Raw genomic sequence first — 24,447 nt, 5'->3', positions numbered from 1 at the left:
AAATGAGCACATTAAATAATCAGCGTACAAAGCTTAGTGCATTGGCACTGGCTTTATCAATGCTGGTTGTGCCTACAGCATATAGCCAGTCGTTAGAGCAAGCTGTTGCACGTACACTTGACACTCACCCTGAATTACGGATTGCATTCAACCGCTTTAAAATCCGCGAGGAGCAAGTGAACCAAGCATACACAGGTTACATGCCTACAGTTGATATAACCGCAGGTTATGGCTGGGAGCAAACCAATAGCCCCTCGACTAGAAGAAAAGCTGGACAAGGCGATGTTAATGACGAAGGCGTCATTGAACTGAACAGAGGTGAAGCTGGGTTTAGCATAAGACAAATGCTGTTTGATGGCTTCATGACCAGTAATGAAATTGACCGTTATTCATATGAAGCGAGTGCTGAGCAATGGGCGCTATTTGCCGCTGCAGAAGACATGGCACTTGAAGTCAGTAAAGTTTACCTTAACTATATTCAAGCCGATCAAGTTTTAATTCTGGCTGATAAAAACCTAAAAAGTCACGAAGAAATTTATGACCAAATTAAGCAGCGTACCGATTCAGGTTTAGGTTCTATTGCTGATTTATCACAAATTTCCGGTCGCCTTGCCCGTGCACATGCCAATGTAGCCTCAGCTAAGAATAACCTTGAGGATGCTCGCGCTCAATTCGTGCGAATAGTCGAAGCAGAACCAGAAAACTTAATCGTTCCTGTGCCTGATAACGACATGCTGCCACAGGATTTGCCTTCAACAATTAGCACAGCGCTAGATACTCACCCTGTTTTAAAAGCGGCGGCAAATGATATTGAAGCAGCAAAAATGGAGCGTAGGTCATCTCAATCTGGTTACTACCCAACGATTACGCTAGAAATAGAGGGTAACTGGAATAATGATACTCAAGGGGAAGATGGCTTCAGTGCGATAGCCAGCCAAAATGTAGGTGGCCATAACAACAACTTAGTGGGCATGGTTCGCATGAGGTACAATTTATTTTCTGGCGGCAAGGACTTATATCGTGAAAAAGAAGCTGCATATAAAATCAATGAAGCCAAAGAAATCCGCGAACGCGCTAGCCGTCAAGTGATCGAAGGAGCTCGCTTAGCTTGGAATGCTTATGACGCATTGTACCCACAGAAGAAATACATTCGCCAGCATGTGACGGCTGCAAAACAAACACAGGTAGCTTATACCCAGCAGTTTAATCTTGGCCAACGTAGCCTGTTAGATTTGCTGGACACCGAAAATGAGTTATTTGAAGCTCGAAAAGATTACCTTCGTACAGAATATGATGAAATTGTCGCAAAGTATCGTGTACTGAATTCAGCAGGAAAGTTGCTCGATTCGCTAAGAGTAACCCGACCAGCAGTATGGCGTGGTGAAAGCGAGTATGAAGGAGGAGTGAAATAATGAATAAGTTAATGATAATATTAGCTTTAGCCATGGCAGCTACAGGTTGCTCTTCACGTGAAATAGTGAAAATGGAGCACCCTACTCAACAAAGTTTTGACCTTTACGATCCTGATGGAGATGGTGTCATTACTGCCCGCGACCGTTGTGTTGAAACTATTACAGGTGCAGACATTAATAACTTTGGTTGTGGTGAAATTACCAATATTGATGAACGTAAAGAGCTAAAAATTCTTTTTGCAAACGATTCCTATCACATCGAACCAGAATATTATGGTCAAATTGAGCAAGTTGCATTATTGATGCAGCGCTATCCAAAAGCCATTGTCACCATCGAAGGTCACTGTAGTCAATCTGGAAGCTATGAGCTCAACCTTGCACTTTCTCAAAACCGTGCTGAAGCGGTAACTCAAGTTTTGCAAGACCAATTTAGCATTGATGCATCACGTCTGACAGCCGTAGGGTACAGCTACGATCAACCGATTGCGGATAACCTAACAGAGGAAGGCCGTCGGTTAAACCGCCGTGTAATTGCATCAGTTAAAGGTGATGGCACTCAAACAGAAATGAAGTGGCATATCTATACTGTGGATGAGGAAGTCGAATAACCAGTTTTAGCTTGAAAGGAACTCAATTTGAGCGGCGTAGGTATTTCATTTATTAAGTCATATACCAACAAACTGAGCCATGCCTTTGTCATGGTCACGGCATTGTTGGTATCAAGCTTATACGCCTCGCCAACTCAAAACCTAGATTCAACCAAAATTATCAATGCTCTTAAAGCCAGCTACGGAGAAAGAGCTGGGTTGCGTGCCAAAGCTTGGTTCAAAATTTTAGATGAATCAGCCAGTTTGAGTGACAAGCAAAAACTGGAAAATGTGAATAATTTTTTCAATATGTTCCGCTTTATTGATGATGCCAAGCTTTGGGGTGACTCCAATTACTGGGCATCACCGATGGAGTTCATTGGTGTCAGTGGTGGTGATTGCGAAGACTTTTCAATCGCAAAGTATTTCACATTATTACAACTGGGTATTCCGGAAGAAAAGCTGCGGATCACCATGGTAAAAGCGACCTCGTTAAACCAATACCATATGGTGCTGGCTTACTATGAAAAACCCAGCGCAATTCCACTGGTGCTAGATAACTTAGATAAGCAAATAAAACCTGCAACTCAGCGTAATGATTTATTACCCGTATACAGTTTTAACGGTAAACAGCTGTGGTTAAACAAAGAAAAAGGTCGAGGCCAGCTTGCTGGTTCTTCTTCTCGATTAGAGAAATGGACTGACCTTAAACATCGATTGGGTGTAGAGCGTTTACGCCAACCTAAAATGAAAATAATGGAGTAGTGCCCCATGACCCTGTTCCGGCAGATTTATGCGTTACTTTTTGTGCTTTTCTTGTTAACTATTACAAGTTTAGCATATGTACAGATCACTGAGACTCAGAGCTTTTTAACTAAGCAAATGGAGTCGGATCTCAACAATGCCAGTAACTCACTGGGGCTAATGCTAGTCCCCGTGCTTGAGGCGGGTGATAACGCAGGCGCAGAAACCCTAGTCAATGTGATTTTTGAGGGAGGTTATTACCAACAGGTAAAACTCACTTGGTTAGTCGATGGCCAGCAGCAAATATGGAACAATGCCATCCGTATTCAAGGTGTACCACAATGGTTTATCGAACTAGGTATTTTTGACACAATTTCAAAAGAAACCACCATTACCTCAGGTTGGCTACAGTTAGCCAATCTGGAGATTACCGCTCATCCAGGTTTTGGCTACCATGAATTGTGGCGTATTATCTCTAATACCATCATCCTGTTTTCAATCTTATTCTTGGTTGCGATTGTGATGGCTCGGGTAGGACTAACCTGGATTTTAAAGCCACTGCACAACATAGCTGACCACGCCCAGAAAGTGGCTAACCGTCAGTTTGGCCCAGATATGCCAACCCCTAAAACATCTGAGTTAAAGGACTTGGTAAATGCCTTCAATAGCATGTCTGCACAACTCAAGCAGGTATTTAGCTCGCTTGACTCAGAAGTATCAGAGCTGCGTAAGAAAAACTTAATAGACCAAGTATCCAACCTACCTAATAGACAATATATGGTCAGCCGCCTCAACGGCTGGTTAAGTGAACCCAGTTCAGGCGCATTGTACCTAGCTAAGTTTGACTGGCTAGAAGAGGTCCACAGTAAATATGGCTTCCAAGTTCGTGATGAGACTATTCGCTTATTGAGTGAAAGATTGCAGCAAGATCTCGATAAAGAAAACCCATCGGTTATTGCCAGAATTGCCGCCTATGAGTTTGCTTTTTTAGTTGAAGATCAAGAACACGAGCAACTGACTAAATACTTGCAAGCACTGATCAGAACCGTTAATCAGGAAATATCAAAAGCGGGTAGCAAGCCAAATGAGCTATTTGCCATTGGTGTTGCTGAACGTGCAGAGAACATGTCGGTATCTGACTTATTAGCTCAGGCAGATAACGCGCTGCAAGCCGCACTTAAAGCAAATAAAGCATTCCATTGGTATGAAAACTCAGAAAGGCAGTTATTCAGCCGAGAGCAATGGCGTAGCAACTTAACTAAAGCAATCAATGACAAACAATTTAAATTTCGTTGGCAACCTATTCAATTATGCGAAAATAACGAAGTTTGTCAGCGGGAGATTTATTGCCAACTGGATGTGAATGGTGAAGTTATCCATGCTGGGCAATTTATGCCTTATGTAGAGTTATTATCTCTCGGCACTATGCTGGATCGCTGTTTAATTGAGTCTGTTAATGAGCGCCAATTTTTCGATCGCAACTACGAACCACTGGCCATTAACCTGACTTTTGACAGTATCCGAAACAACGAATTCCACACTTGGTTAAAACAATTTTTAAGATCACATAATCACCCAGAAAGAATTTGCTTCGAAATACCTGAAGCCAGTATTTATAGTGATTTAGAAGCTTGTGAAAACCTGTGTAATATCATCAGAGACTCAGGTGCACACTTTGGTATTGACCACTTTGGCCGCCAATTTGGCTCAATGAGTTACTTACAAAGCTTGCGCCCCAGTTATGTCAAATTAGATCAATCTTTCGCGCACTTCGAGGACAGTCTACAAAACAGTGAACTCTGCCGCGCTTTAGTTAACGTAGCAAAAGGTTTAGATATACAAGTCATTGTGACAGGCATACAGCAAGAGCAGCAATTAACTCGCTTTGAAAGCTTACGCTTGGATGCGTATCAAGGCTTCATTGTGCCACCAACAGTGATTGACGGCTAAGCCAAAAGCGATAGTGCTTAGACACCAACATAGCCACTCTTTTGAGTGGCTTTTTATTAATGAGTAAATCGGAAGGTGGTTTTTCTGAGTGATATATACTTACCCAGCGCTAGAAAGCAAAAAACCACTCGAAAGAGTGGCTTTTTTAATGTGGTCGGTGATAGAGGATTCGAACCTCTGACCCTCTGCTCCCAAAGCAGATGCGCTACCGGGCTGCGCTAATCACCGAGACTTGCCTGATACATGAGCAATACTTTTTGCCCGACTCTAGCTATCTAAAAGAAAGCTAAGTTGTGATGCGCTATCTGGCTACGCTAATCACTATTTCTGTATTACTTCCGTACGTTAACTTCAAAACTAGGTTTAAAGCAATGACCAAAGTATATAATTGGTCGGTGATAGAGGATTCGAACCTCTGACCCTCTGCTCCCAAAGCAGATGCGCTACCGGGCTGCGCTAATCACCGAAAAGTTCCTAGTATTTGAGCAATACTTCGAGGGTAAACCCTCTGCTCCACTCCTATAAAGAGCCGTGATGCGCTACCGGGCTGCGCTAATCACCGAGTAATTGATTTTGCAAAGCTTGAATATCAAACCGAGACACGTTATCAATCAACGTAGAGATATGATTGAATGGGGTGACTGACGGGGATTGAACCCGCGACAACCGGAATCACAATCCGGGACTCTACCAACTGAGCTACAGTCACCACTGCTTTCAATCTACTAACCTTTGCGTATCCACGGAATGGTGCGCCCAGAAGGAGTCGAACCTTCGGCCTTACCCTCCGGAGGGGTACGCTCTATCCAGCTGAGCTATGGGCGCCCGTCTTGGTTAGCGACGCATATAGTAGGGATAAATTGCCTCGGAGTCTAGCCCTGTTTTACTTTTTTTCACTGTTTGCTTAAGTTTTGAGTAGTTGGGTTAAAAATAACCTTTTAATAAGTAGGTGAGTATCTGTTGGATCACTTTAATAAATATGGTAAAAATAAAAGTTGGTGTTGCGTTTTTCTTTTTATAAACGGGATATTGAAAGACAAGGAATATGGATAAGGATATTGATTTTTTGGAAGACACCTCCCTCCAGCAGCAAAGTGCATTAGAGCGACAAGTTACCCATTTAACCCGCTTAAATGATCAACTTAAGCGCTCAAAGCTCATACAAGACACATTATTAGCCATATCTAATATTGCAACCAAAGCAAACTCTTTAGAACATTTTTACCAAGACGTTCATCAATATCTACGTAACATCATCCCAGCAGACAACTTTTTTGTTGCCAATAAAAAGCCTGAAACAAACTTTATCACATTACCCTTTTTCTACGACCAACAAGACTCACACCCTTCAGATCTTTACCCAGATCAAACAATATCTGAATTACTCAATAAAGGGATCACGGGTTATGCTTTTAAAACTGAGCAAACCTTGCACTGCGATAGAGCAAAATATGATGAATATATCAAACAAGGCCGCTTTAAAGATTTAGGTTCGCCTTGCCATCAGTGGCTTGGTGTGCCGATTAAAAATAACAATGGAACCCGTGGCTTATTGGTAGTGCAAACCTATGATGAAGCTATCACCTACGGTGACCTGGAAGTCGAATTGCTCGAGTTCATCTCACAACATATCTCTGGTGTTATGGAGCGACTTCAACACCAGCAGCAACTCGAAATTGCTATTGAAGAACGAACCCGAGAATTAAGTAATGCTTACCATAACCTCAAGCTGGAAGTGAAAGTTAGAGAAACAGCCGAACAACTGCAAAAGTCTTTATTTGAAATTGCTGACTTATCTGCCACAGTCACTGAAGAGAATCATTTTTATACAAAACTGCACCATATCCTAAGTGACCTAATTCCGGCGCAAAATTGCTTTATCGCCCTTAAATCAGGCAATCAATTGACGTTCCCTTTTTACAAGTCTCAACTTAACTCAAGTAGGCCAGAGCCCAGAGCCATGGAAGATGGCTTAACTGAGTTTATTATGGCGAATAAAAAGCCTGCGCTCATTACCAACCAAGAAATACAACGACTTGTTGAACAAAAAAAGATATATACCCATACACCTGAGCTAAATAGAACACAATCGATGCATCAATGGATTGGTATTCCATTAATAATCGATGCTGAAGTAATAGGAGCCCTGACCTTATATAGCCTAGAAGAAAAACATCAGTACAAAGCGAAGGATGTCGAATTTCTCACATTTGTTTCTCAACACATTGCCAATGCTATTGCCCGTAAAAATGCTGTGGCATCTCTGCAGCGCAGCCATGAAGAGCTCGAAGAACAAGTGGTTAAACGCACCCGTGCACTCAAGGCAAGCAACACCCAATTACAAAGTGAGATAGAGCAAAGACGAAATATTGAAGCACAATTAGTCCACGATGCCTTACATGATGGACTAACAGGGTTACCCAACCGAAATTTGTTGATGGATCAACTCAATCAAGCCATTAAGAATCACCGACGCCTCAACCTCGATCCATTTGCTCTACTATTTATTGATCTCGATAGATTTAAACTGATCAATGACACCTTAGGCCACCAGCAAGGTGACCATTTTTTAATTGAAACGGCAAAGCGCCTTAAATCCTGTATTCGTCAGCACGACACCTTAGCAAGAATGGGCGGCGATGAATTTGTGATTCTGCTAAGTGCAATCAATGGCCTTAATGACGCTAAAGAAGTAGCCGAACGGATATTACCCACCCTAGCAGAACCTTACATACTCGCCAAACAAGCATTCACCTCTGGGGCCAGTATAGGTATTTCTTACATTGACCAACATAAAACCGCGACAAGCGAAACACTGTTACGTGAAGCAGATGCAGCCATGTATCAAGCCAAAGCCAATGGCAAAGGCTGTTACGTCGTATTTGATGATTCCTTAGAGCAACGCACTGAGTCAAAACACCTGCAAGAAAAAGCATTCAAAACAGCGTTAGATCAGCAAAAAATTGAAGTGTACTTTGAAGAAGTCATCGACATAGTCTCGAACAACATTGTCGCCATAGAACCCAGAGTAAAATGGACTCAAGGTGCAGAAGAAAGCTTCAACCATGCACAAATGTCGAACTTAGCAGAACAATATCAACTCACTTTACATCTAGATGCATATGTTTTTGCTCATATAAATGCCGTTTACCCTTGCCTTAAACAGCGCTACGGCGCAGACACCATGTTGCACATGCCTGTTTCAAGCCGACATTTGAAAAATAAATACACTATGCGCAACCTGAAAAACACCTTAACTCAGAGCAAAATAGACCCAGCAAAAATTCAGCTGTTTTTTGCTGAGAAAGGCCTAGTTAAGGACATAGAAAGCCATATTAATGCATTCAAAATCATCACTGATCACGGTATTAAAGTTGGAATAAATGGCTATGGTATTGGCTATAGTGCTTTAGCAAATATCAGCTTTTTGCCGCTAACTTCGCTCAAGCTTGACGATAGCGTATGCCAAGTTACCACTAATTCTCAGCAAAAAAGTTTACTTAAAAGCTACCTTTTATCAGCTACTGCATTAGGACTTGAAGTATTCACTGCTGGGATAGATCTGCAAGAGCAAAAAAAGCAACTCATCAATCTTGGCTTTACCTTGGGCCAAGGCAAATTGTGCCAATCTTCAACTTCGCAATGCGAAAGATGTTAAGCGCTATTTTTTAAACATCTCACGTAAATTTGCAATGTTACTTTTACCGGTTTCTACCCGTTGTTGCTCTGTTTGAGCCGGTCTACGATTTTCCCAAATCAAATCATCCTGGGGCAGTTCCATTAAGAAACGGCTTGGTTCGCAGCGCATGGTTTCCCCAAACTGCCGACGCTCACGACAGAGCATAAACCACAGTTCCTTCTGGGCTCGGGTTATGCCCACATAAGCTAAGCGACGCTCTTCTTCAACATTGTCTTCATCGATACTGCTTTGGTGCGGCAAAATACGCTCTTCCACGCCCACCATAAATACATAGGGAAATTCCAAGCCTTTGGATGCATGCAGCGTCATCAACTGCACTTGATCAGAACCTTCTTCCTCATTATTGCGCTCCATCATGTCGCGCAATGTTAAACGAGTAACCACTTCAGGCAGCGTCATCGGCTCTTCAAGTTCATCACCTTGCAGCATTTCTGTTACCCAACGATATAGTTCTGAAATATTCTTCATGCGCATTTCAGCCGCTTTAGCACTGGTACTGGTCTCGTAAAGGTAATCTTCATAATTGATTTTACGGATAAGCTGTTTAATGGCTTCGACAGGGTCTCCGCGAGAAGCCATTTCACCAGTATCAACCACGAATTTACCAAATTCATATAGCGACTTCATCGCCGCAGGCGCCAGATGATGATTCAGATCTGCCTCAAAAATTGCCGCAAATATTGAGATATGCTTTTGATTGGCGAAATTACCTAGCTTTTCTAATGTGGCTGGACCAATACCACGTTTAGGTAAGTTAATGACTCGTAATAACGAGTTATCATCATCAGGATTTACCACAAGTTTGAGGTAAGCCATGATGTCTTTAATTTCTGCACGGGCAAAAAATGAAGTGCCGCCACTTAATTTATAAGGAATACGGTTGGTCATTAACGCACGTTCAAGCAAACGTGATTGATGGTTACCTCGATATAAAATGGCATAATCACCAAACTGCGTTCGCCCCACAAACTTATGCCTAATGATCTCAGCAACAACCCGCTCAGCTTCTTGTTCTTCATTGGCAGCAAATAGCACTCTTAGAGGCTCACCGTAGGCCAATTCACTGAATAACGACTTGTCATAAACATGGGGATTATTGGCAATTAGGATATTCGCCGCATGTAAGATACGCTGACTAGAACGATAATTTTGCTCAAGCTTAATCAATTTCAATTTTGGAAAATCTTTACCCAACAACACCAAGTTTTGCGGCTTAGCACCACGCCAGGAGTAAATGGATTGGTCATCATCCCCTACTACGGTAAACCGTGCGCGCTCACCGACCAAGAGTTTGACTAATTCATACTGACTGGTATTGGTATCTTGATACTCATCCACTAGCAAATATTGAATACGGGTTTGCCAGCGAGTTCTGACCTCCTCATTCATGCGCAACAACAAGGTTGGGATCAAAATTAAATCATCAAAATCTAGCGCATTATAAGCTTTCATTTGTTGAGCATAACGCTGGTAGAGCTTAGCAAAAAGTTGGCTTTGTTCATCTTTAGCCGCTTTCATTGCATGCTGTGGGATCATCAGTGCCCCTTTCCAATTGGAAATGGCTGAAGCAAGCGCTTTAATCAAGTCTTTGTCTTCATCTAACTCATCTTGAGTGAGCTCTTTAAGCAATGCGAAAGTATCTTGATCATCAAACAGTGAAAAACCTGGCTTTAATCCAAGCGCTTTATACTCACGTTTAACAATTTCCAAGCCTAAGGTGTGAAAGGTTGAAATCCACAACCCACGCGCCTCTTTGCGTCCCATAGATTGCGCCACACGCTCTTTCATTTCTCTAGCGGCTTTATTGGTAAAGGTTACTGCCGCAATATTGCGTGCCTTATAACCACATTTTTCAACTAAGTAAGCGATTTTATTAATAATCACACGTGTTTTACCACTGCCCGCACCTGCCAGTACTAGGCAAGGTCCAGAAACATAGTGAACGGCATCATTTTGGCCAGGGTTTAACTTCATGTGAATTTCCAAATGACTACAATTACTCGCGAAGGCGGATCATAGCAGATGCGAGTGATACCGGTGAACGACTATTGATTAAAATTTTCTATGACGTATTTAGAAAATCTCTCAGCTTAGCTACAATAAGCCCACATTATGAATAGGAAATGCACATGATTAACCCAAAAAAGATTGAAGATGTGGCTAAGCAACTCAGTGATAACTTGCCAAGCGGGTTAAAGCAGTTTGCCGGTGAGTTTGAAGAAAAAAGCAAACAAATTATTCAAAGCCAATTGATGAAGCTTGATGTGGTCTCTCGTGAAGAGTTTGAAGTACAACAACACGTACTGCTCAAAACCCGTGAAAAGCTAGAAGCTTTGCAAGCTCAAGTGGCTGAGCTTGAGAAGAAATTGGAACAAGACCAAGATTAATCATCCGCTTACCTTGCTTCAATAAAATGGCGCCTAGAGCGCCATTTTTATTGATATTCACAATGCTAATACCACTACTGTGCTAATACTTCCTCTAATGCACGTAAGCATAATGCAACGTTTTCGCGTCTAGCACCAAAGCCCATTAAGCCAATACGCCAAGCTTTACCTGCTAACGCACCTAAACCTGCACCAATTTCAAGGTTATAGTTTTCAAGTAGCTGAGTACGTACCGCGCCATCATCCACACCATCAGGAATATAAACCGCATTAAGTTGCGGCAGTCGAGATGCTTCATCAACCACAAAAGTTAGCCCCATTTTTTCAAGGCCTGTTTTGAGTGTTTGATGCATTTGCTGATGTCGCTGCCAAGCTTGCTCAAGTCCTTCATTTGCAAGTAACCTTAATGACTCATGCAACGCATATAAAGCATTCACTGGCGCAGTATGATGATAACTACGTTTGCCACCAACACTGCCTGAACCCCAATATCCCATGACTAAGCTTTGGTCTAGAAACCAACTCTGCACAGGCGTTGCTCGTTGAGATAGCTTTTCAACCGCTTTTGGCGAGAATGACACAGGTGATAAGCCTGGCACACAAGATAAACATTTCTGGCTACCTGAATAAATGGCATCAATTCCCCAATCATCGACGCGAAGTTCAACGCCACCGAGGGAAGTCACTGCATCAACAATAGTGAGACAATCATGCTGTCGCGCAAGCTGACACAAAGTTTTTGCATCAGAAAGTGCACCTGTTGATGTTTCAGCATGCACAAAAGCTAAGAACTTCGCTTGTGGGTTATCTGCTAAGGCTTGCGCTACCTTTTGAGGACAAACAGGTTCACCCCAGTCATTATCAACAACCACTGCTGTTGCACCCACACGCTCAACATTTTGACGCATGCGCTCACCAAAGACCCCATTGCGACAAACAATCACGGTCTCGCCGGGTTCAACTAGATTGACAAAGCAAGTTTCCATTCCAGCACTACCAGGAGCAGATACAGCTAATGTCATTTCATTTTTGGTTTGAAACGCATACTGGATTAACGATTTAAGCTCATCCATCATGCCAACAAATAATGGGTCTAGATGGCCAATGGTGGGTTTTGACTGTGCGGCTAACACCTCAGGATACACATCAGATGGACCAGGTCCCATTAGGGTACGACGGGGTGGAGTAAATGGGTTAATGGTCGGTACGGGTAACATTTATCTCTCCTTAAGAAACCATAAATACAACTAACTGACTCAGTACTTAGCGCACTGAGATATTTACCCTACATTCAATGATTTTATTAATTTTGCACCGCCGAATATGTTTTCGTTTGCGGTTAAGCTTAAGCGCATTGGCGTTTTAAGACTGACGTTAAAAACTCTACCACACTGACAGTGAAGTAAAAACTTTAACGCCAAATAATTTTAAACTAGTGTTTAATACCAACGTAATAAATAAATGAACACCCTAGCCAATTCAGTTGTGATTATTTAAAAACAACTGATATGCAGGATTATGGGTTTCCTCTTGATAAACAAATCCAAGCTCGGTAAGAAACTGAGCAAATAGTTGTTTATCTGATTCTGGTACTTCAAACCCTGCCAATACTCGGCCAAAAGCAGCGCCATGGTTGCGATAATGGAATAAACTGATATTCCATTGACTTTGAAGTGTGGTTAAAAACTTGAGTAATGCGCCTGGGTGCTCAGGAAATTCAAAACTGAATATCCGCTCATCTAATGCCACTGGCGGTTGTCCGCCGACCATGTATCTAACGTGCAACTTTGCGGTTTCATCGTTTGACAAATCTTGCACCGCAAAATCTTCAGCTTCCAAAGCCGCAATAATTTGCGCCAGTTCACTTTGCCCGTCAGTCAATCTGATACCCGCAAACACAACAGCACTATTACGACTACTAAAGCGGTAATTGCACTCAGTTAAAGAACGTGAACCCAGTAACTGGCAAAAGCGTAAAAAACTCCCCGGCTTTTCAGGCACAGTAACGGCTAACACCGCTTCTTTTTGCTCGCCTAATTCACAACGTTCTGACACATACCGTAAGCTGTGAAAATTGACATTCGCTCCACTAAGAATGGCTGCAACAGGTTCTTGTATGTCATGGTGCTGTTGATACTTTTTTAACCCTGCTAACGATAATGCACCAGCGGGCTCAGCAATTGCGCGGGTATCTTCAAAGATGTCTTTTACTGCAGCGCAGATCTCGTCTGACGACACTGTCACCACATCATCAACATATTGTTGAGCCACCTCAAATGGTGCTTGTCCAATCCGCTTAACTGCCACACCATCAGCAAATAAACCTACATTAGCAAGGTCAACAGGTTCACCCGCCTTCATCGCAGCCTGCAAACATGCTGCATCTTCTGGCTCGACAGCGATAATTTTCACTTCAGGCATCACCGCTTTATAATAAGCAGCGATACCAGCAACTAGCCCGCCGCCGCCCACAGGGACAAATACCATTTTGATGTCGCGCTGTTGTTGCACCATCTCTTGAGCCACCGTACCTTGCCCAGCAATGACTGCAGGGTCATCGAAAGGCGCAATATATACCCGCTGCTCAGTTTGAGCGAGATGCTTGGCGTGGCTATTGGCTTGATCAAAAGACTGACCATGTAACACCACATTGCCCCCAAGGCGCTTAACGGCATCAATTTTAATATCGGGCGTGGTTTCTGGCATCACAATCACGGCACTGAGCCCTTTAGCATAAGCCGACATAGCAACACCTTGAGCATGATTCCCCGCCGATGCACAGACTACGCCTCTTGCCATTTCCTCTGCCGATAACGCCGAAATACGGTTATAAGCGCCGCGCAACTTAAATGAGTGCACTGGCTGCATATCTTCACGCTTGAGAAAAACTTGTGCCCCAATCCTTGCTGACAGCTTTTTCATCTCACTTAATGGCGTGACCTTGGCAACATCGTAAACAGACGACAGCAATATCTTTTGTAAGTACTTCTGAGCTAACGACATTTCTACAACTTCCTCAGCATTATTTTCGGCTATGGCAAGCATATTAGCCTTCCAGTTTACTGCGATCGCGCACAGCACCTTTATCCGCACTGGTCGCTAACATGGCATAGGCTTTTAACGCCAAAGACACGTAACGCTGACGAGCAAGGGGTTTCCAAGCCATTGTGCCTCTTGCAAGCATGGCAGTTTGACGTTCACTCAACTCATTTGCATCAACATTTAACACAATTGAACGATTAGGAATATCAATGGCAATCTCATCACCATTTTCAATCAATGCGATGGTGCCGCCGGCTGCAGCTTCTGGCGATACGTGACCAATAGACAATCCTGAAGTGCCGCCAGAGAAACGGCCATCAGTGATCAGAGCACATGCTGCGCCTAAACCACGGGATTTTAAATAGGATGTTGGGTACAGCATTTCTTGCATTCCGGGGCCACCTTTCGGCCCCTCATAACGAATGACGACGACTTCACCTGCGACCACTTCACCATCTAAAATGCCGGCAACGGCATCATCTTGGCTTTCGTAGACTCTAGCACGACCAACAAAGGTGAGATTGGATTCATCTACCCCTGCCGTTTTCACAATGCAACCATGCTCAGCTAGGTTACCGCTCAATACGGCAAGCCCACCTTCTTGGCTAAAGGCATGTTCGCGGCTTCGAATACACCCTTGCTGGCGATCATCATCAACACTGTCCCAACGACAATCTTGACTAAATGCAGTTTGGGTTGGAATACCTGCAGGACCAGCGGCAAAAAAGCGTTGAACTTGCGGGTCATCTGTTTGTTTAAGATCGTATTTTGCTAATACAGATTTTAGATTGCCACCATTATCTGCAGCCACATGTGGCACATCATTATGCAATAGACCTGCGCGGTCTAGTTCACCAAGGATCCCCATCACACCACCTGCACGGTGTACGTCTTCCATGTGGTATTTAGGCGTAGAAGGCGCCACTTTACATAGGTGTGGCACTTTACGAGACATGCGGTCGATGTCTTCCATGGTAAAGTCCACTTCTGCTTCTTGCGCTGCGGCGAGTAAGTGAAGCACGGTATTGGATGAACCACCCATGGCGATATCTAACGCCATGGCATTTTCAAATGCTTTAAAACTCGCAATATTTCTTGGCAGAGCGCTGTCATCACCATCACGATAATATCGCGTAGCCAAAGTCATCACTCGACGACCTGCTTCTAAAAATAATTCGCGTCGATCCGCATGTGTGGCCAATAGAGAACCATTCCCCGGTAAAGATAAACCTAAGGCTTCAGTTAGACAATTCATTGAGTTGGCGGTAAACATACCAGAGCATGAACCACAGGTAGGGCAGGCACTACGTTCAATCTTCTCACTGTCTTCGTCACTGACATTACTGTCAGCTGCGGCGACCATCGCATCCACTAAGTCAAGTTTGATTAACTTATCTGAAAGCTTGGTTTTACCTGCTTCCATCGGTCCACCAGACACAAACACCACAGGAATGTTCAGTCTCAGCGCAGCCATCAACATGCCTGGGGTGATTTTGTCACAGTTAGAAATACACACTAAAGCGTCTGCACAGTGGGCATTTACCATGTATTCAACACTATCTGCAATCAACTCCCGCGAAGGTAAGCTATACAACATGCCACCATGACCCATCGCGATGCCATCATCGACTGCAATCGTGTTGAATTCTTTAGCTATGCCACCTGCCTCTTCAATCGCGCCAGCGACCAGTGAGCCCATATCTTTTAAATGTACATGACCGGGAACAAATTGCGTAAAAGAGTTAGCAATAGCAATAATTGGCTTACCAAAATCATTATCTTTTACGCCTGTGGCACGCCATAAAGCGCGAGCGCCAGCCATGTTACGACCTTCAGTACTTGTTGCGGAGCGAAGTTTTGGCATTGCCTTACCCTTTTATAATAAATTGCTGTGAATATGTTTGCTGATCTTCACCATGTTGAGTTCGCCTTAAGCGAACGGTTAAGCATTAACGGTTGCTGCAAAAGGTGTATTGGATACCACCTTACAGGCCGTCACATCTATCAGCTTATCTAATTGATTGCTGAGTAACTCAATCGCACGGTCAGCTTCTACCTGCATATCAACGGCGATACTGGCATCATCATTGATACACATTTGCATATTGGTGACAGTAAATCCACGGTGACGTGTGACTCGTAATAAACGTTCTAATACTTCTGGGCGCTGCTGCACGGTTATTGCTAATGTATGCATCATGTCTGCTTCTCCATTTGATCCATCATGTCACTATTACTGGCCCCTGGTGGTACTAACGGCCAAACGTTAAAGGCATCATCAATTGCCACATGCAATAAATATGGGCCTTCGCTGGTTAACATTTCATCCAATGCATCTTCTACTTGGCAGGCTTTATGGATTGTGCGCCCCGGTATATCAAATGCCGACGCTAAGGTGACGAAATCAGGGTTATCTGATAAGTCGGTTTCACTGTATCTTTGCTCAAAAAATAACTGTTGCCATTGTTTAACCATACCTAGCTTTTGGTTATCAATTAACAAGATTTTTAGCGGTAATTTTTTACGTTTAATGGTAGTCAGTTCTTGTACGTTCATCATAAATGAACCATCACCCGATACGGTGACAACAGTCGCATCCGGCCGAGCAATTTGTGCGCCGATCCCCGCAGGTAAACCAAAACCCATGGTACCTAGCCCTGCGCTTGATAAGTGATCTTCTGGGCGGCGAAACCACATATGCTGTGCGACCCACATTTGATGTTGCCCGACATCGCAACTGACGACACTGTCTTCAGGCAGCTTATTGGCTAAACGGCGTAACATTGCTGGTGCAAATATCAATTCTCCAGGGTGTTCATAGCGCCATTGGTGCTCATCATGCAACTGTGCCACTTGCGCTTTCCACTGCGCGATAGCCACACTTCCCTTAACCTGCTCTGTAAGTTTGGGAAGTACACTGCGTAAATCTGCGGCGATGGCAACATCGGCTTGACGTAGCTTGCCAATTTCTGCGGCATCAATATCTAAATGGATCACCTTTGCCTTACTTGCAAAGCTGGCTAACCGCCCCGTCACTCGGTCATCGAAACGCGCCCCGACCACAATCAATAAATCGCATTCTTGCACCGCTAAGTTTGCCGCTTTGGTACCATGCATACCTAACATGCCTAAGTAGCCAGGTGTGCCGTGAGCAATACTGCCTAAACCTTTCAAGGTCGCAACCGAAGGAATGTTAGTGGCTTCGATAAATTGGCGTAAATGCGCCACAGCTCCTGCCATTCCCACTCCACCACCTACGTACAACATTGGTTGTTTCGCGTTTGCTATAAGCTCACTAGCAGCCGCTATTTGACTCTCTGAGGCTTGCAATTCTGGCTCAATTGTTTGTAAAGGCGTTTTATAATCAAGCTCAGCTATTTGAATATCTTTTGGGATATCGACCAAAACAGGGCCAGGACGACCAGAAGCCGCGATTTCAAACGCCTGATACAAAGTCGGCAATAGGTCTTCAACGCGAGTCACCATAAAACTATGCTTAGTGCATGACAGAGACATACCCAACACATCAATCTCTTGAAAGGCATCGGTGCCAATCACACTCGTCGATACTTGCCCAGTGATTGCTACTACAGGTACAGAATCCAGTAACGCATCAGCCAGAGAGGTAATTAAGTTAGTCGCTCCAGGTCCAGAGGTTGCGAAACACACGCCTGTTTTACCACTTGCTCTGGCATAACCAACAGCTGCAAATGCTGCACCTTGTTCATGACGACTCAGCAAGTGTTCAACAGGGCTTTCATACAGGGCATCATAAATCGGCATAATTGCTCCACCGGGATAACCAAAGACTGTGGTTACACCGTGAGCGGCTAGCACTTTGATCACTGCATCTGCGCCTCTGATTTTCTGCCCTGTTTGCATAAGTTTCTCTCTGTGTTAATTGATGCACTGCATCTTTTGCCCTAAAACGAAAAAGCCCCCGGTCCTTTCGGAGCGGGGGCTTTTGCAATTTGTTTGACTTTTAGGTCAGTCTCGTTGCCATGCGCCACCCCCGCTGTGATTTAATAATCACTACGGTAATAATCGCGATAATGAGCATGGCCGCTTGGTTAAACATGGATGACTGTATCCTAATTGCGTTAAAAAAAGTCGTTTTAACAATATGTCAGTGTTTATAGAAGTAACACATAAACTTTCTATTGCACAACTAATAATCTGCTTAGTTAAAAAAAATTCAGCTTCCTTGCCGATACAATGCAAACAACAACAAAAATTATTATGTGGATGATCAAACATTTACTTATCAATTCCTTTGACCATCCATCATCAATTATTTGTTTGATACTTGCCTGCTCGACAACAAATGACCTAAATCTTCCTGAACAGGTGAGTGCTTACCAAACAATTAACTGGCTTCAACAATACGCTTCATGTCGGTCATATAACCGCGAAGTTCAGCGCCAACAAACTCAACATCTGTATTTCTGATAGCTTCATTCACTTCAATCAAACGTAAGTTATCAACACCATTCGAACCGTCAGCTAGCCCTGCACCTAACACTTCAGCTGGCATGGCATTAACATAATCACGTAGCAGTGGCACCGCTTGGTGATTAAACAAATAACAGCCATATTCTGCGGTATCTGAAATCACAATATTCATTTCATACAAACGCTTACGTGCAATAGTATTGGCAATCAGAGGGGTTTCGTGTAGTGATTCGTAATAAGCTGACTCTTCAACAATACCGGCTGCAACCATGGTATCGAATGCCAATTCAACACCGGCTTTGATCATGGCAACTAAGAAAATACCTTTGTCGAAATAATCTTGCTCACTAATTTCAACAGCTGTTTTTGGTGCATTTTCAAAGGATGTGTCGTTAGTTTCTGCGCGCCAGCGCAGTAGATTCGCATCATCATTTGCCCAGTCTTCCATCATGGTTTTAGAAAACTCACCACTGATGATGTCGTCCATGTGCTTTTCAAATAATGGCGCTAGGATTTGCTTTAACTCATCTGCCATATCAAACGCTTTGATTTTTGCCGGGTTTGATAAACGATCCATCATGTTGGTGATACCACCATGCTTGAGCGCTTCAGTGACAGTTTCCCAGCCTTGCTGAATGAGTTTAGCCGCATAGCCAGCCTCAACACCGTCAGCCAACATTTTTTCATAACCTAGGATGGCACCGGTTTGCAACATGCCACACAAAATGGTTTGTTCACCCATCAAGTCAGATTTAACTTCAGCAATAAATGATGAAAGTAATACCCCGGCACGGTCCCCCCCCGTAGCACTAGCGTATGCTTTCGCAATATCTAACCCGTCACCATTGGGATCGTTTTCAGGGTGAACAGCAATCAGTGTTGGTACACCAAAGCCGCGCTTGTATTCTTCGCGAACCTCTGTACCAGGGCATTTTGGCGCAACCATCACCACAGTAATGTCTGGGCGAACCTGCATGCCTTCTTCAACAATATTGAAACCATGAGAGTATGATAATGTGGCACCCTGTTTCATGAGTGGCATCACGGTATTAACCACATTTGAGTGCTGTTTATCTGGTGTAAGGTTCAATACTAAATCTGCTTGAGGGATTAACTCCTCAAAGGTACCAACAGTAAAGTCGTTGTCTGTGGCTTTTTGCCAAGAAGCACGCTTTTCGGCGATCGCTTGTGGACGAAGGGCAAAAGAAATGTTCAACCCAGAGTCACGCATATTTAGACCTTGGTTTAAACCTTGCGCACCACACCCCAGAATGACGATGTTCCAGTCTTTAATATATTCACAACCACTACTAAATTCAGAGCGGTCCATAAAGCGGCATTGTGCAAGTTGAGCAAGTTGTTGACGTAAATTGAGAGAATTAAAATAATTCGCCATGGAAGTACCACCTTAACTACTTAATTTTAGACACATTCTATAAGCCACATTGATAATTAATCATTGTTATTCATTAACAAATCGAAACTGGCGAATAGTGCGATTAAGTTCAATATAGCTGATGCACTTGATTGCTTAAAATGATATATATACAACTTGATATTGCATTATTTGCAACATGATAGTTTTATATTGTGAACTGCAATAGCAATGCTTGAGTATTGCCGTCAACACAGTAGGTAGAACATGGATATTAGAACATTAAAACTGTACTTAACCCTATGTGATAGTTTGCACTTTGCTAAAACGGCAGAACAATCTCACATGAGCCCGTCGACACTAAGCCGTACATTACAACGGCTGGAACAAGCCGTTGGCTGTAAGCTATTTGAACGGGATAATCGCTGCGTTACCATCACTGCCGCAGGGGTTGAATTTAAGCAATTTGCCGAAAAAACATTGACGAACTGGGCTCAACTTAAGCAAAAGGTCGACCCTAAACATGCTTTACTCTCTGGGCGGCTCAATCTGTATTGCTCTGTTACAGCAGCTTACAGTCACTTACCTGATTTACTGGACAGATTTCGCCGAGAACACCCACAGGTTGAGCTAAATTTGATCACGGGTGACGCGGCCAATGCAGTAAAAGAAGTACAGCAAGGTCGTGCCGATATCGCTATATCCGCTTACCCTGACGACTTCCCAGATAATTTGTATTTCGTACATATGGATATTGTGCCGTTATTAATATTGGCACCTAATCGCCCTTGCCAAGTACAACAAATGGTGTCTCAAACCAGCATTGATTGGCAGCAATTACCTTTTATCGTGCCAGATCACGGGCCTGGGTTACGCCGCGCTGAGTCATGGTTTAAGCAAATGGGCATCAAGCCCAATATTTACGCCCATGTTTCTGGTCAAGAAGCGATGACGTCCATGGTTGCTTTAGGCTGTGGCGTCAGCATCACCCCTGATGTAGTGATCCACAACAGCCCAGTCAGAGATCGCTTGCAAGTAATTGACTCCCCCATTTCGATACCTGCATTTGAGTTGGGTTGCTGTTGCAAAGACAAACGTAAATCCGACCCATTAATCCAAGCATTTCTAGACATTGTGTAACCCAAAAGCAGTTTTTAAACTAGCTGCTACACTTTAGAACAATTCAAAGGAATGAAGTGTTCCCCTTTTCTAGCCTCGTAAACAAAGGAACTGTTTATGGCGATTGCCTGTGTTATCACTCGCGCCTGTTGCGGCGTAGAAGCTCCCCAAGTGACTGTTGAAGTACATCTTAGCAATGGCTTACCTGCCTTTAGTCTAGTTGGCCTGCCTGAGACTTCTGTTAGAGAAGCAAAAGAAAGAGTTAGAAGCGCCATCATCAATTCAGGCTTTGAGTTCCCTCAAAAACGCATCACGGTGAACTTGGCGCCAGCTGACTTACCAAAACAAGGTGGGCGTTATGATTTACCTATCGCTATCGGTATTTTAGCTGCATCAGATCAACTTCCAATCAATACCATTAAAGATTGCGAATTCATCGGAGAGCTTGCCTTATCAGGCCAAATTAGATTCTGTACAGGTATGTTACCAGGCATAATTGCAGCCAAAACTGTGCAGCATCGGCTGTTCATTCCACTCGATAACCGCCATGAAGCAGAGCTGGTCGGCTATAACCAGACATTCTTTGCCGCCCATTTACAAAACTTAACGGCCTACTTACGTGGCCAAAGCCAATTACCTTTTGTCGATACTCAGCCACAATGGATAGAAACTGAAACCCAATCGACTCAACTTTGCCTCAGTGAAGTCATCGGTCAATACCAAGCAAAACAAGGATTAGAAATTGCCGCCGCCGGTGGACATAACATCTTGTTTTTGGGGCCACCAGGTACAGGGAAGAGCATGTTGGCCAACCGTATAATGCCCCTATTGCCTAAACTTAGTTATGAAGAAGCCATTGAAGTCGCGGCGATACACTCGGTGGCAGGGGTGAATATAAAACCTCAGCAGTTTCTACAGCGGCCATTTCGCTCACCCCATCACACTTGCTCAAGCATCTCATTAGTCGGTGGTGGCAGTGTACCTAAGCCAGGTGAAATATCGTTAGCACACAGGGGGGTACTGTTTTTAGATGAAGTGGCAGAGTTTCCTCGTAAAATACTCGATTGTTTACGTGAACCTTTAGAAACCGGTGAAGTGGTTATTTCACGTGCAGCAGCCAAGCTGACGTTTCAAAGTCGCTTCCAACTCATTGCAGCCATGAACCCAAGTCCTTGCGGTGATGCCGATAATGCCCGAGCAACACCAGATCAAATATTGCGATACTTATCTCGGCTTAGCGGGCCTTTTCTGGACCGATTTGATTTAACCATAGATGTGCCTAAATTACCTGCTGGCACATTAACCTCGAATCAAGAACAGGCTGAAACCAGTGCTGAAGTCGCCAAACGCGTGGCAATGGCAAGGCAAAACCAATTGGCGCGACAAGGTGTTTTGAACAGTGAGTTGTCACCCAAACAGCTCAAGCAGGATTGTCATGTTAAAGCAGAAGACTTACAGTTTTTGGAGCACAGTGTCACGCAACTAGGGCTGTCAGTGAGAAGTTTTCATCGCATTCAGCGAGTTGCTAGAACCATTGCAGATTTACAACAATCACCCACAACTGAAAGGCAGCATATCGCGCAAGCACTCGGATATCGGGCAATGGATAAACTTTTAGCGCAATTATCCCGTTATTGAATGAAATAACACGCTGCAATGGATTGAGCAAAAGCTCAGCAACGAGTAACATAACCCTCCGTTTTGTTGGAGGGCTAAATGACACTGTTATCGAAAATTAAAGGTTCAATTGCATTTCTGTGTTGCGTGATTAACACGTTTTTTTGGATTGTGCCGATTTTAATTTTTAGTTTGGTTAAGGTAATACCATTCACACCAAGTCGTAAACTTTGCAGTTATATTATTGATAACTGCGCCTCTGCTTGGATCAGTGTTAATAACATCATTGAAGCCATATTGCATCCGGTGAACATCCACTTAACTGGCGATGATAACTTCTCAGAAAAACAATGGTATATGGTCATTGCAAATCACCAATCTTGGGTAGACATCTTAATTCTTCAACGTGTACTTAATCGAAAAATTCCATTTTTAAAGTTCTTTCTTAAGAAAGAGCTGATGTTTGTACCCGTACTCGGGCTCGCATGGTGGGCGTTGGATTTTCCATTTATGAGCCGCTACAGCAATGCCAAGCTGAAAAAGCATCCGCATTTAAAAGGCAAAGATATTGATGAAACACGTAAGGCCTGTGAAAAGTTTAAGTACAAGCCGGTTAGTGTAATGAATTTTGTTGAGGGAACCCGTTTTTCTCCAGCAAAACATACCAAACAAGATGCACCATTTAATCATTTGCTAAAACCTAAAGCTGGCGGAATGGCATTTGCACTTTCCATGCTGGGTGATCACATTCATACACTGGTCAACGTGACTATCTATTATCCTAATAATAAAATCCCAACGTATTGGGAATACATTTGTGGCCAACTTGATGAAGTAAAAGTAGATATTCAAGTATCTGACATCCCAGATGCCATGCGTGGTGACTATATCAATGATCGTCAATTTAAAATTGATTTTCAGCAACAACTTACCGCACTCTGGCAAGACAAAGATAAGCAGCTCACCCATATGGATGTCGCTCATCGTAATGCAACACAACCCACTCAAATTGAACAAGAGGTATAAAGGTCAATGTTATCGTTCCTACCTGGACCTATTTTATTTTTCATCAGCTCAGTCTTACTGCTCCTTAACACTGCAGTGTGGGCAGGCTTAATTTCAATTGGCGGTATCATTAAACTGATTATTCCAATTGCAGGTTTTCGCAAAGTGATGACCAAGTTAATGAATGGGTTTATGTGGTGCTGGGCAACATGCAATGGCGGCATTTTATTCTTGATCACTCGCATGGAGTGGGATGTTGAAGGGCTTGAAAACCTAGATAAAGATGGATGGTATCTCATTGTCAGTAACCACATAAGTGGTTTTGACATTGCTGCACAAACATATTTACTGAGAGACCATATCCCAATGTTAAAGTTCTTTTTGAAAAAAGAACTAATTTACGTCCCCTTTTTAGGATTAGGCTGCTGGGCTTTAGACATGCCTTTTATGGATCGCACTAGCCCAGCTAAGCTAAAGAAAAACCCGAAGCTAAGAGGCAAAGATCTCGAGACAACCCGTAAAGTATGTGAGAAGTTTAAACATTTTCCCACCACCATCATTAACTATGTTGAGGGAAGTCGCTACACCGAAGATAAGCGCCAAAGACAAAACTCACCTTATCGTTATTTGTTGCGCCCTAAAGCCGGCGGAGTGGCTTTTACCTTGTCCGCTATGGGTGAGCAATTTACTAACGTATTGAATATCACCTTGGTATACCCAGAAACCGAAAATGACGTGTTATATGAAGTTATGAACGGTAAAGTCACCAAGGTTGTAATGAAGGTTGAAGTGTTACCTGTACCAGAAGTTAATGCTGAAAAGTACTTTTCTGAAGCTGAATACAGAGTCGACTTCCAACGTAAACTAAATGATATATGGCAGAAAAAAGATGAACAGATTCATCAGGTTCTCAAGCAATATGATTCGAAGTTGTTAAAAACCTGACGACTGATAGCTAGAATAAAACGCACTTTAGGTGCGTTTTTTTATGGAATTTAATGACTAGAATAAATATAGGTAAATTATATGACGAGTTTATGATTAATAAATTGAATTT

17 protein-coding genes and 4 tRNA genes are annotated in these 24,447 nt (G+C 43.3%); 10 read left to right on the top strand and 11 right to left on the bottom strand.

Annotated elements, in window-relative coordinates:
- Positions 1–2 precede the first annotated feature (2 nt).
- From ACHUGF_RS15150 to ACHUGF_RS15135, 4 genes are all read left to right on the top strand, one after another.
- Positions 3–1,412, top strand: coding sequence for a TolC family outer membrane protein (locus tag ACHUGF_RS15150; protein WP_394132451.1), 1,410 nt, complete (start codon positions 3–5; stop codon positions 1,410–1,412).
- Positions 1,412–2,020: an OmpA family protein gene (locus tag ACHUGF_RS15145; RefSeq protein WP_394132449.1), complete on the top strand. Its 609-nt coding sequence runs from the start codon at positions 1,412–1,414 to the stop codon at positions 2,018–2,020. Before ACHUGF_RS15150 ends, ACHUGF_RS15145 begins: the two co-directional genes overlap by 1 nt.
- 90 nt (positions 2,021–2,110) lie before the next feature.
- Positions 2,111–2,764, top strand: a complete 654-nt coding sequence (locus ACHUGF_RS15140) for a transglutaminase-like cysteine peptidase (protein ID WP_394132463.1) — start codon at positions 2,111–2,113, stop codon at positions 2,762–2,764.
- A gap of 6 nt (positions 2,765–2,770) precedes the next feature.
- Entirely contained in the window at positions 2,771–4,693 is a 1,923-nt protein-coding gene (locus ACHUGF_RS15135) for a bifunctional diguanylate cyclase/phosphodiesterase (protein ID WP_394132448.1), read from the top strand.
- Positions 4,694–4,844: 151 nt separating this feature from the next.
- On the opposite strand, the gene ACHUGF_RS15130 is transcribed toward ACHUGF_RS15135, so the two are convergent.
- The 4 genes from ACHUGF_RS15130 to ACHUGF_RS15115 all read right to left on the bottom strand — a co-directional run bounded on the left by ACHUGF_RS15130 (position 4,845) and on the right by ACHUGF_RS15115 (position 5,518).
- Positions 4,845–4,921: transfer RNA gene (locus ACHUGF_RS15130), tRNA-Pro, on the bottom strand.
- 161 nt (positions 4,922–5,082) lie between these two features.
- Positions 5,083–5,159: transfer RNA gene (locus ACHUGF_RS15125), tRNA-Pro, on the bottom strand.
- Positions 5,160–5,326: 167 nt separating this feature from the next.
- Positions 5,327–5,402, bottom strand: a tRNA-His gene (locus tag ACHUGF_RS15120).
- Between the two features lie 39 nt (positions 5,403–5,441).
- Positions 5,442–5,518, bottom strand: a tRNA-Arg gene (locus ACHUGF_RS15115).
- A gap of 220 nt (positions 5,519–5,738) precedes the next feature.
- Here ACHUGF_RS15115 and ACHUGF_RS15110 point away from each other — a divergent pair.
- Positions 5,739–8,351 (top strand): sensor domain-containing phosphodiesterase, encoded by a 2,613-nt coding sequence (locus ACHUGF_RS15110; protein WP_394132447.1) that lies wholly within the window; start codon positions 5,739–5,741, stop codon positions 8,349–8,351.
- Positions 8,352–8,354: 3 nt separating this feature from the next.
- On the opposite strand, the gene rep is transcribed toward ACHUGF_RS15110, so the two are convergent.
- A complete protein-coding gene (rep, locus tag ACHUGF_RS15105; protein WP_394132445.1) occupies positions 8,355–10,367 on the bottom strand; it encodes a DNA helicase Rep in 2,013 nt (670 codons plus the stop codon).
- A gap of 155 nt (positions 10,368–10,522) precedes the next feature.
- On the opposite strand from rep, the gene ubiK reads away from it, so the two are divergent.
- On the top strand, positions 10,523–10,780 hold the full coding sequence (gene ubiK / locus ACHUGF_RS15100) for a ubiquinone biosynthesis accessory factor UbiK (protein WP_394132443.1): 258 nt from the start codon (positions 10,523–10,525) through the stop codon (positions 10,778–10,780).
- Positions 10,781–10,854: 74 nt separating this feature from the next.
- On the opposite strand, the gene ACHUGF_RS15095 is transcribed toward ubiK, so the two are convergent.
- The 6 genes from ACHUGF_RS15095 to ilvC form a co-directional block, all read right to left on the bottom strand.
- Complete coding sequence (locus tag ACHUGF_RS15095) at positions 10,855–11,997, bottom strand: pyridoxal-phosphate-dependent aminotransferase family protein (protein WP_394132442.1); 1,143 nt, start codon at positions 11,995–11,997, stop codon at positions 10,855–10,857.
- Between the two features lie 262 nt (positions 11,998–12,259).
- Positions 12,260–13,825, bottom strand: a complete 1,566-nt coding sequence (gene ilvA, locus ACHUGF_RS15090; protein WP_394132441.1) for a threonine ammonia-lyase, biosynthetic — start codon at positions 13,823–13,825, stop codon at positions 12,260–12,262.
- A 1-nt stretch (position 13,826) separates the two neighbouring features.
- Positions 13,827–15,686 carry a dihydroxy-acid dehydratase gene (ilvD, locus tag ACHUGF_RS15085; protein ID WP_394132440.1) on the bottom strand — a complete coding sequence of 620 codons (1,860 nt, stop codon included), beginning with the start codon at positions 15,684–15,686 and terminating at the stop codon, positions 13,827–13,829.
- Between the two features lie 78 nt (positions 15,687–15,764).
- Positions 15,765–16,022: an acetolactate synthase 2 small subunit gene (gene ilvM, locus ACHUGF_RS15080; RefSeq protein WP_394132438.1), complete on the bottom strand. Its 258-nt coding sequence runs from the start codon at positions 16,020–16,022 to the stop codon at positions 15,765–15,767.
- Complete coding sequence (gene ilvG, locus ACHUGF_RS15075; protein WP_394132437.1) at positions 16,019–17,704, bottom strand: acetolactate synthase 2 catalytic subunit; 1,686 nt, start codon at positions 17,702–17,704, stop codon at positions 16,019–16,021. Before ilvG ends, ilvM begins: the two co-directional genes overlap by 4 nt.
- Positions 17,705–18,188: 484 nt before the next feature.
- Positions 18,189–19,670, bottom strand: a complete 1,482-nt coding sequence (ilvC, locus tag ACHUGF_RS15070) for a ketol-acid reductoisomerase (protein ID WP_394132435.1) — start codon at positions 19,668–19,670, stop codon at positions 18,189–18,191.
- A 246-nt stretch (positions 19,671–19,916) separates the two neighbouring features.
- Here ilvC and ilvY point away from each other — a divergent pair, with 246 nt between their 5' ends.
- The 4 genes from ilvY (at position 19,917) to ACHUGF_RS15050 (ending at position 24,335) form a co-directional block, all read left to right on the top strand.
- On the top strand, positions 19,917–20,789 hold the full coding sequence (gene ilvY / locus ACHUGF_RS15065) for an HTH-type transcriptional activator IlvY (RefSeq protein ID WP_394132433.1): 873 nt from the start codon (positions 19,917–19,919) through the stop codon (positions 20,787–20,789).
- Between the two features lie 96 nt (positions 20,790–20,885).
- Entirely contained in the window at positions 20,886–22,406 is a 1,521-nt protein-coding gene (locus ACHUGF_RS15060; protein WP_394132432.1) for a YifB family Mg chelatase-like AAA ATPase, read from the top strand.
- Positions 22,407–22,484: 78 nt separating this feature from the next.
- On the top strand, positions 22,485–23,411 hold the full coding sequence (locus ACHUGF_RS15055) for an acyltransferase (RefSeq protein WP_394132431.1): 927 nt from the start codon (positions 22,485–22,487) through the stop codon (positions 23,409–23,411).
- A 6-nt stretch (positions 23,412–23,417) separates the two neighbouring features.
- Complete coding sequence (locus ACHUGF_RS15050; protein ID WP_394132430.1) at positions 23,418–24,335, top strand: acyltransferase; 918 nt, start codon at positions 23,418–23,420, stop codon at positions 24,333–24,335.
- Positions 24,336–24,447: the final 112 nt, after the last annotated feature.

The organism is Shewanella maritima (genome assembly GCF_043643735.1).
GTDB lineage: Bacteria > Pseudomonadota > Gammaproteobacteria > Enterobacterales > Shewanellaceae > Shewanella > Shewanella maritima_A.
The sequence above is the reverse complement of the archived record's forward strand: the minus strand, read 5'-3'. Positions and strand labels throughout refer to the sequence as shown.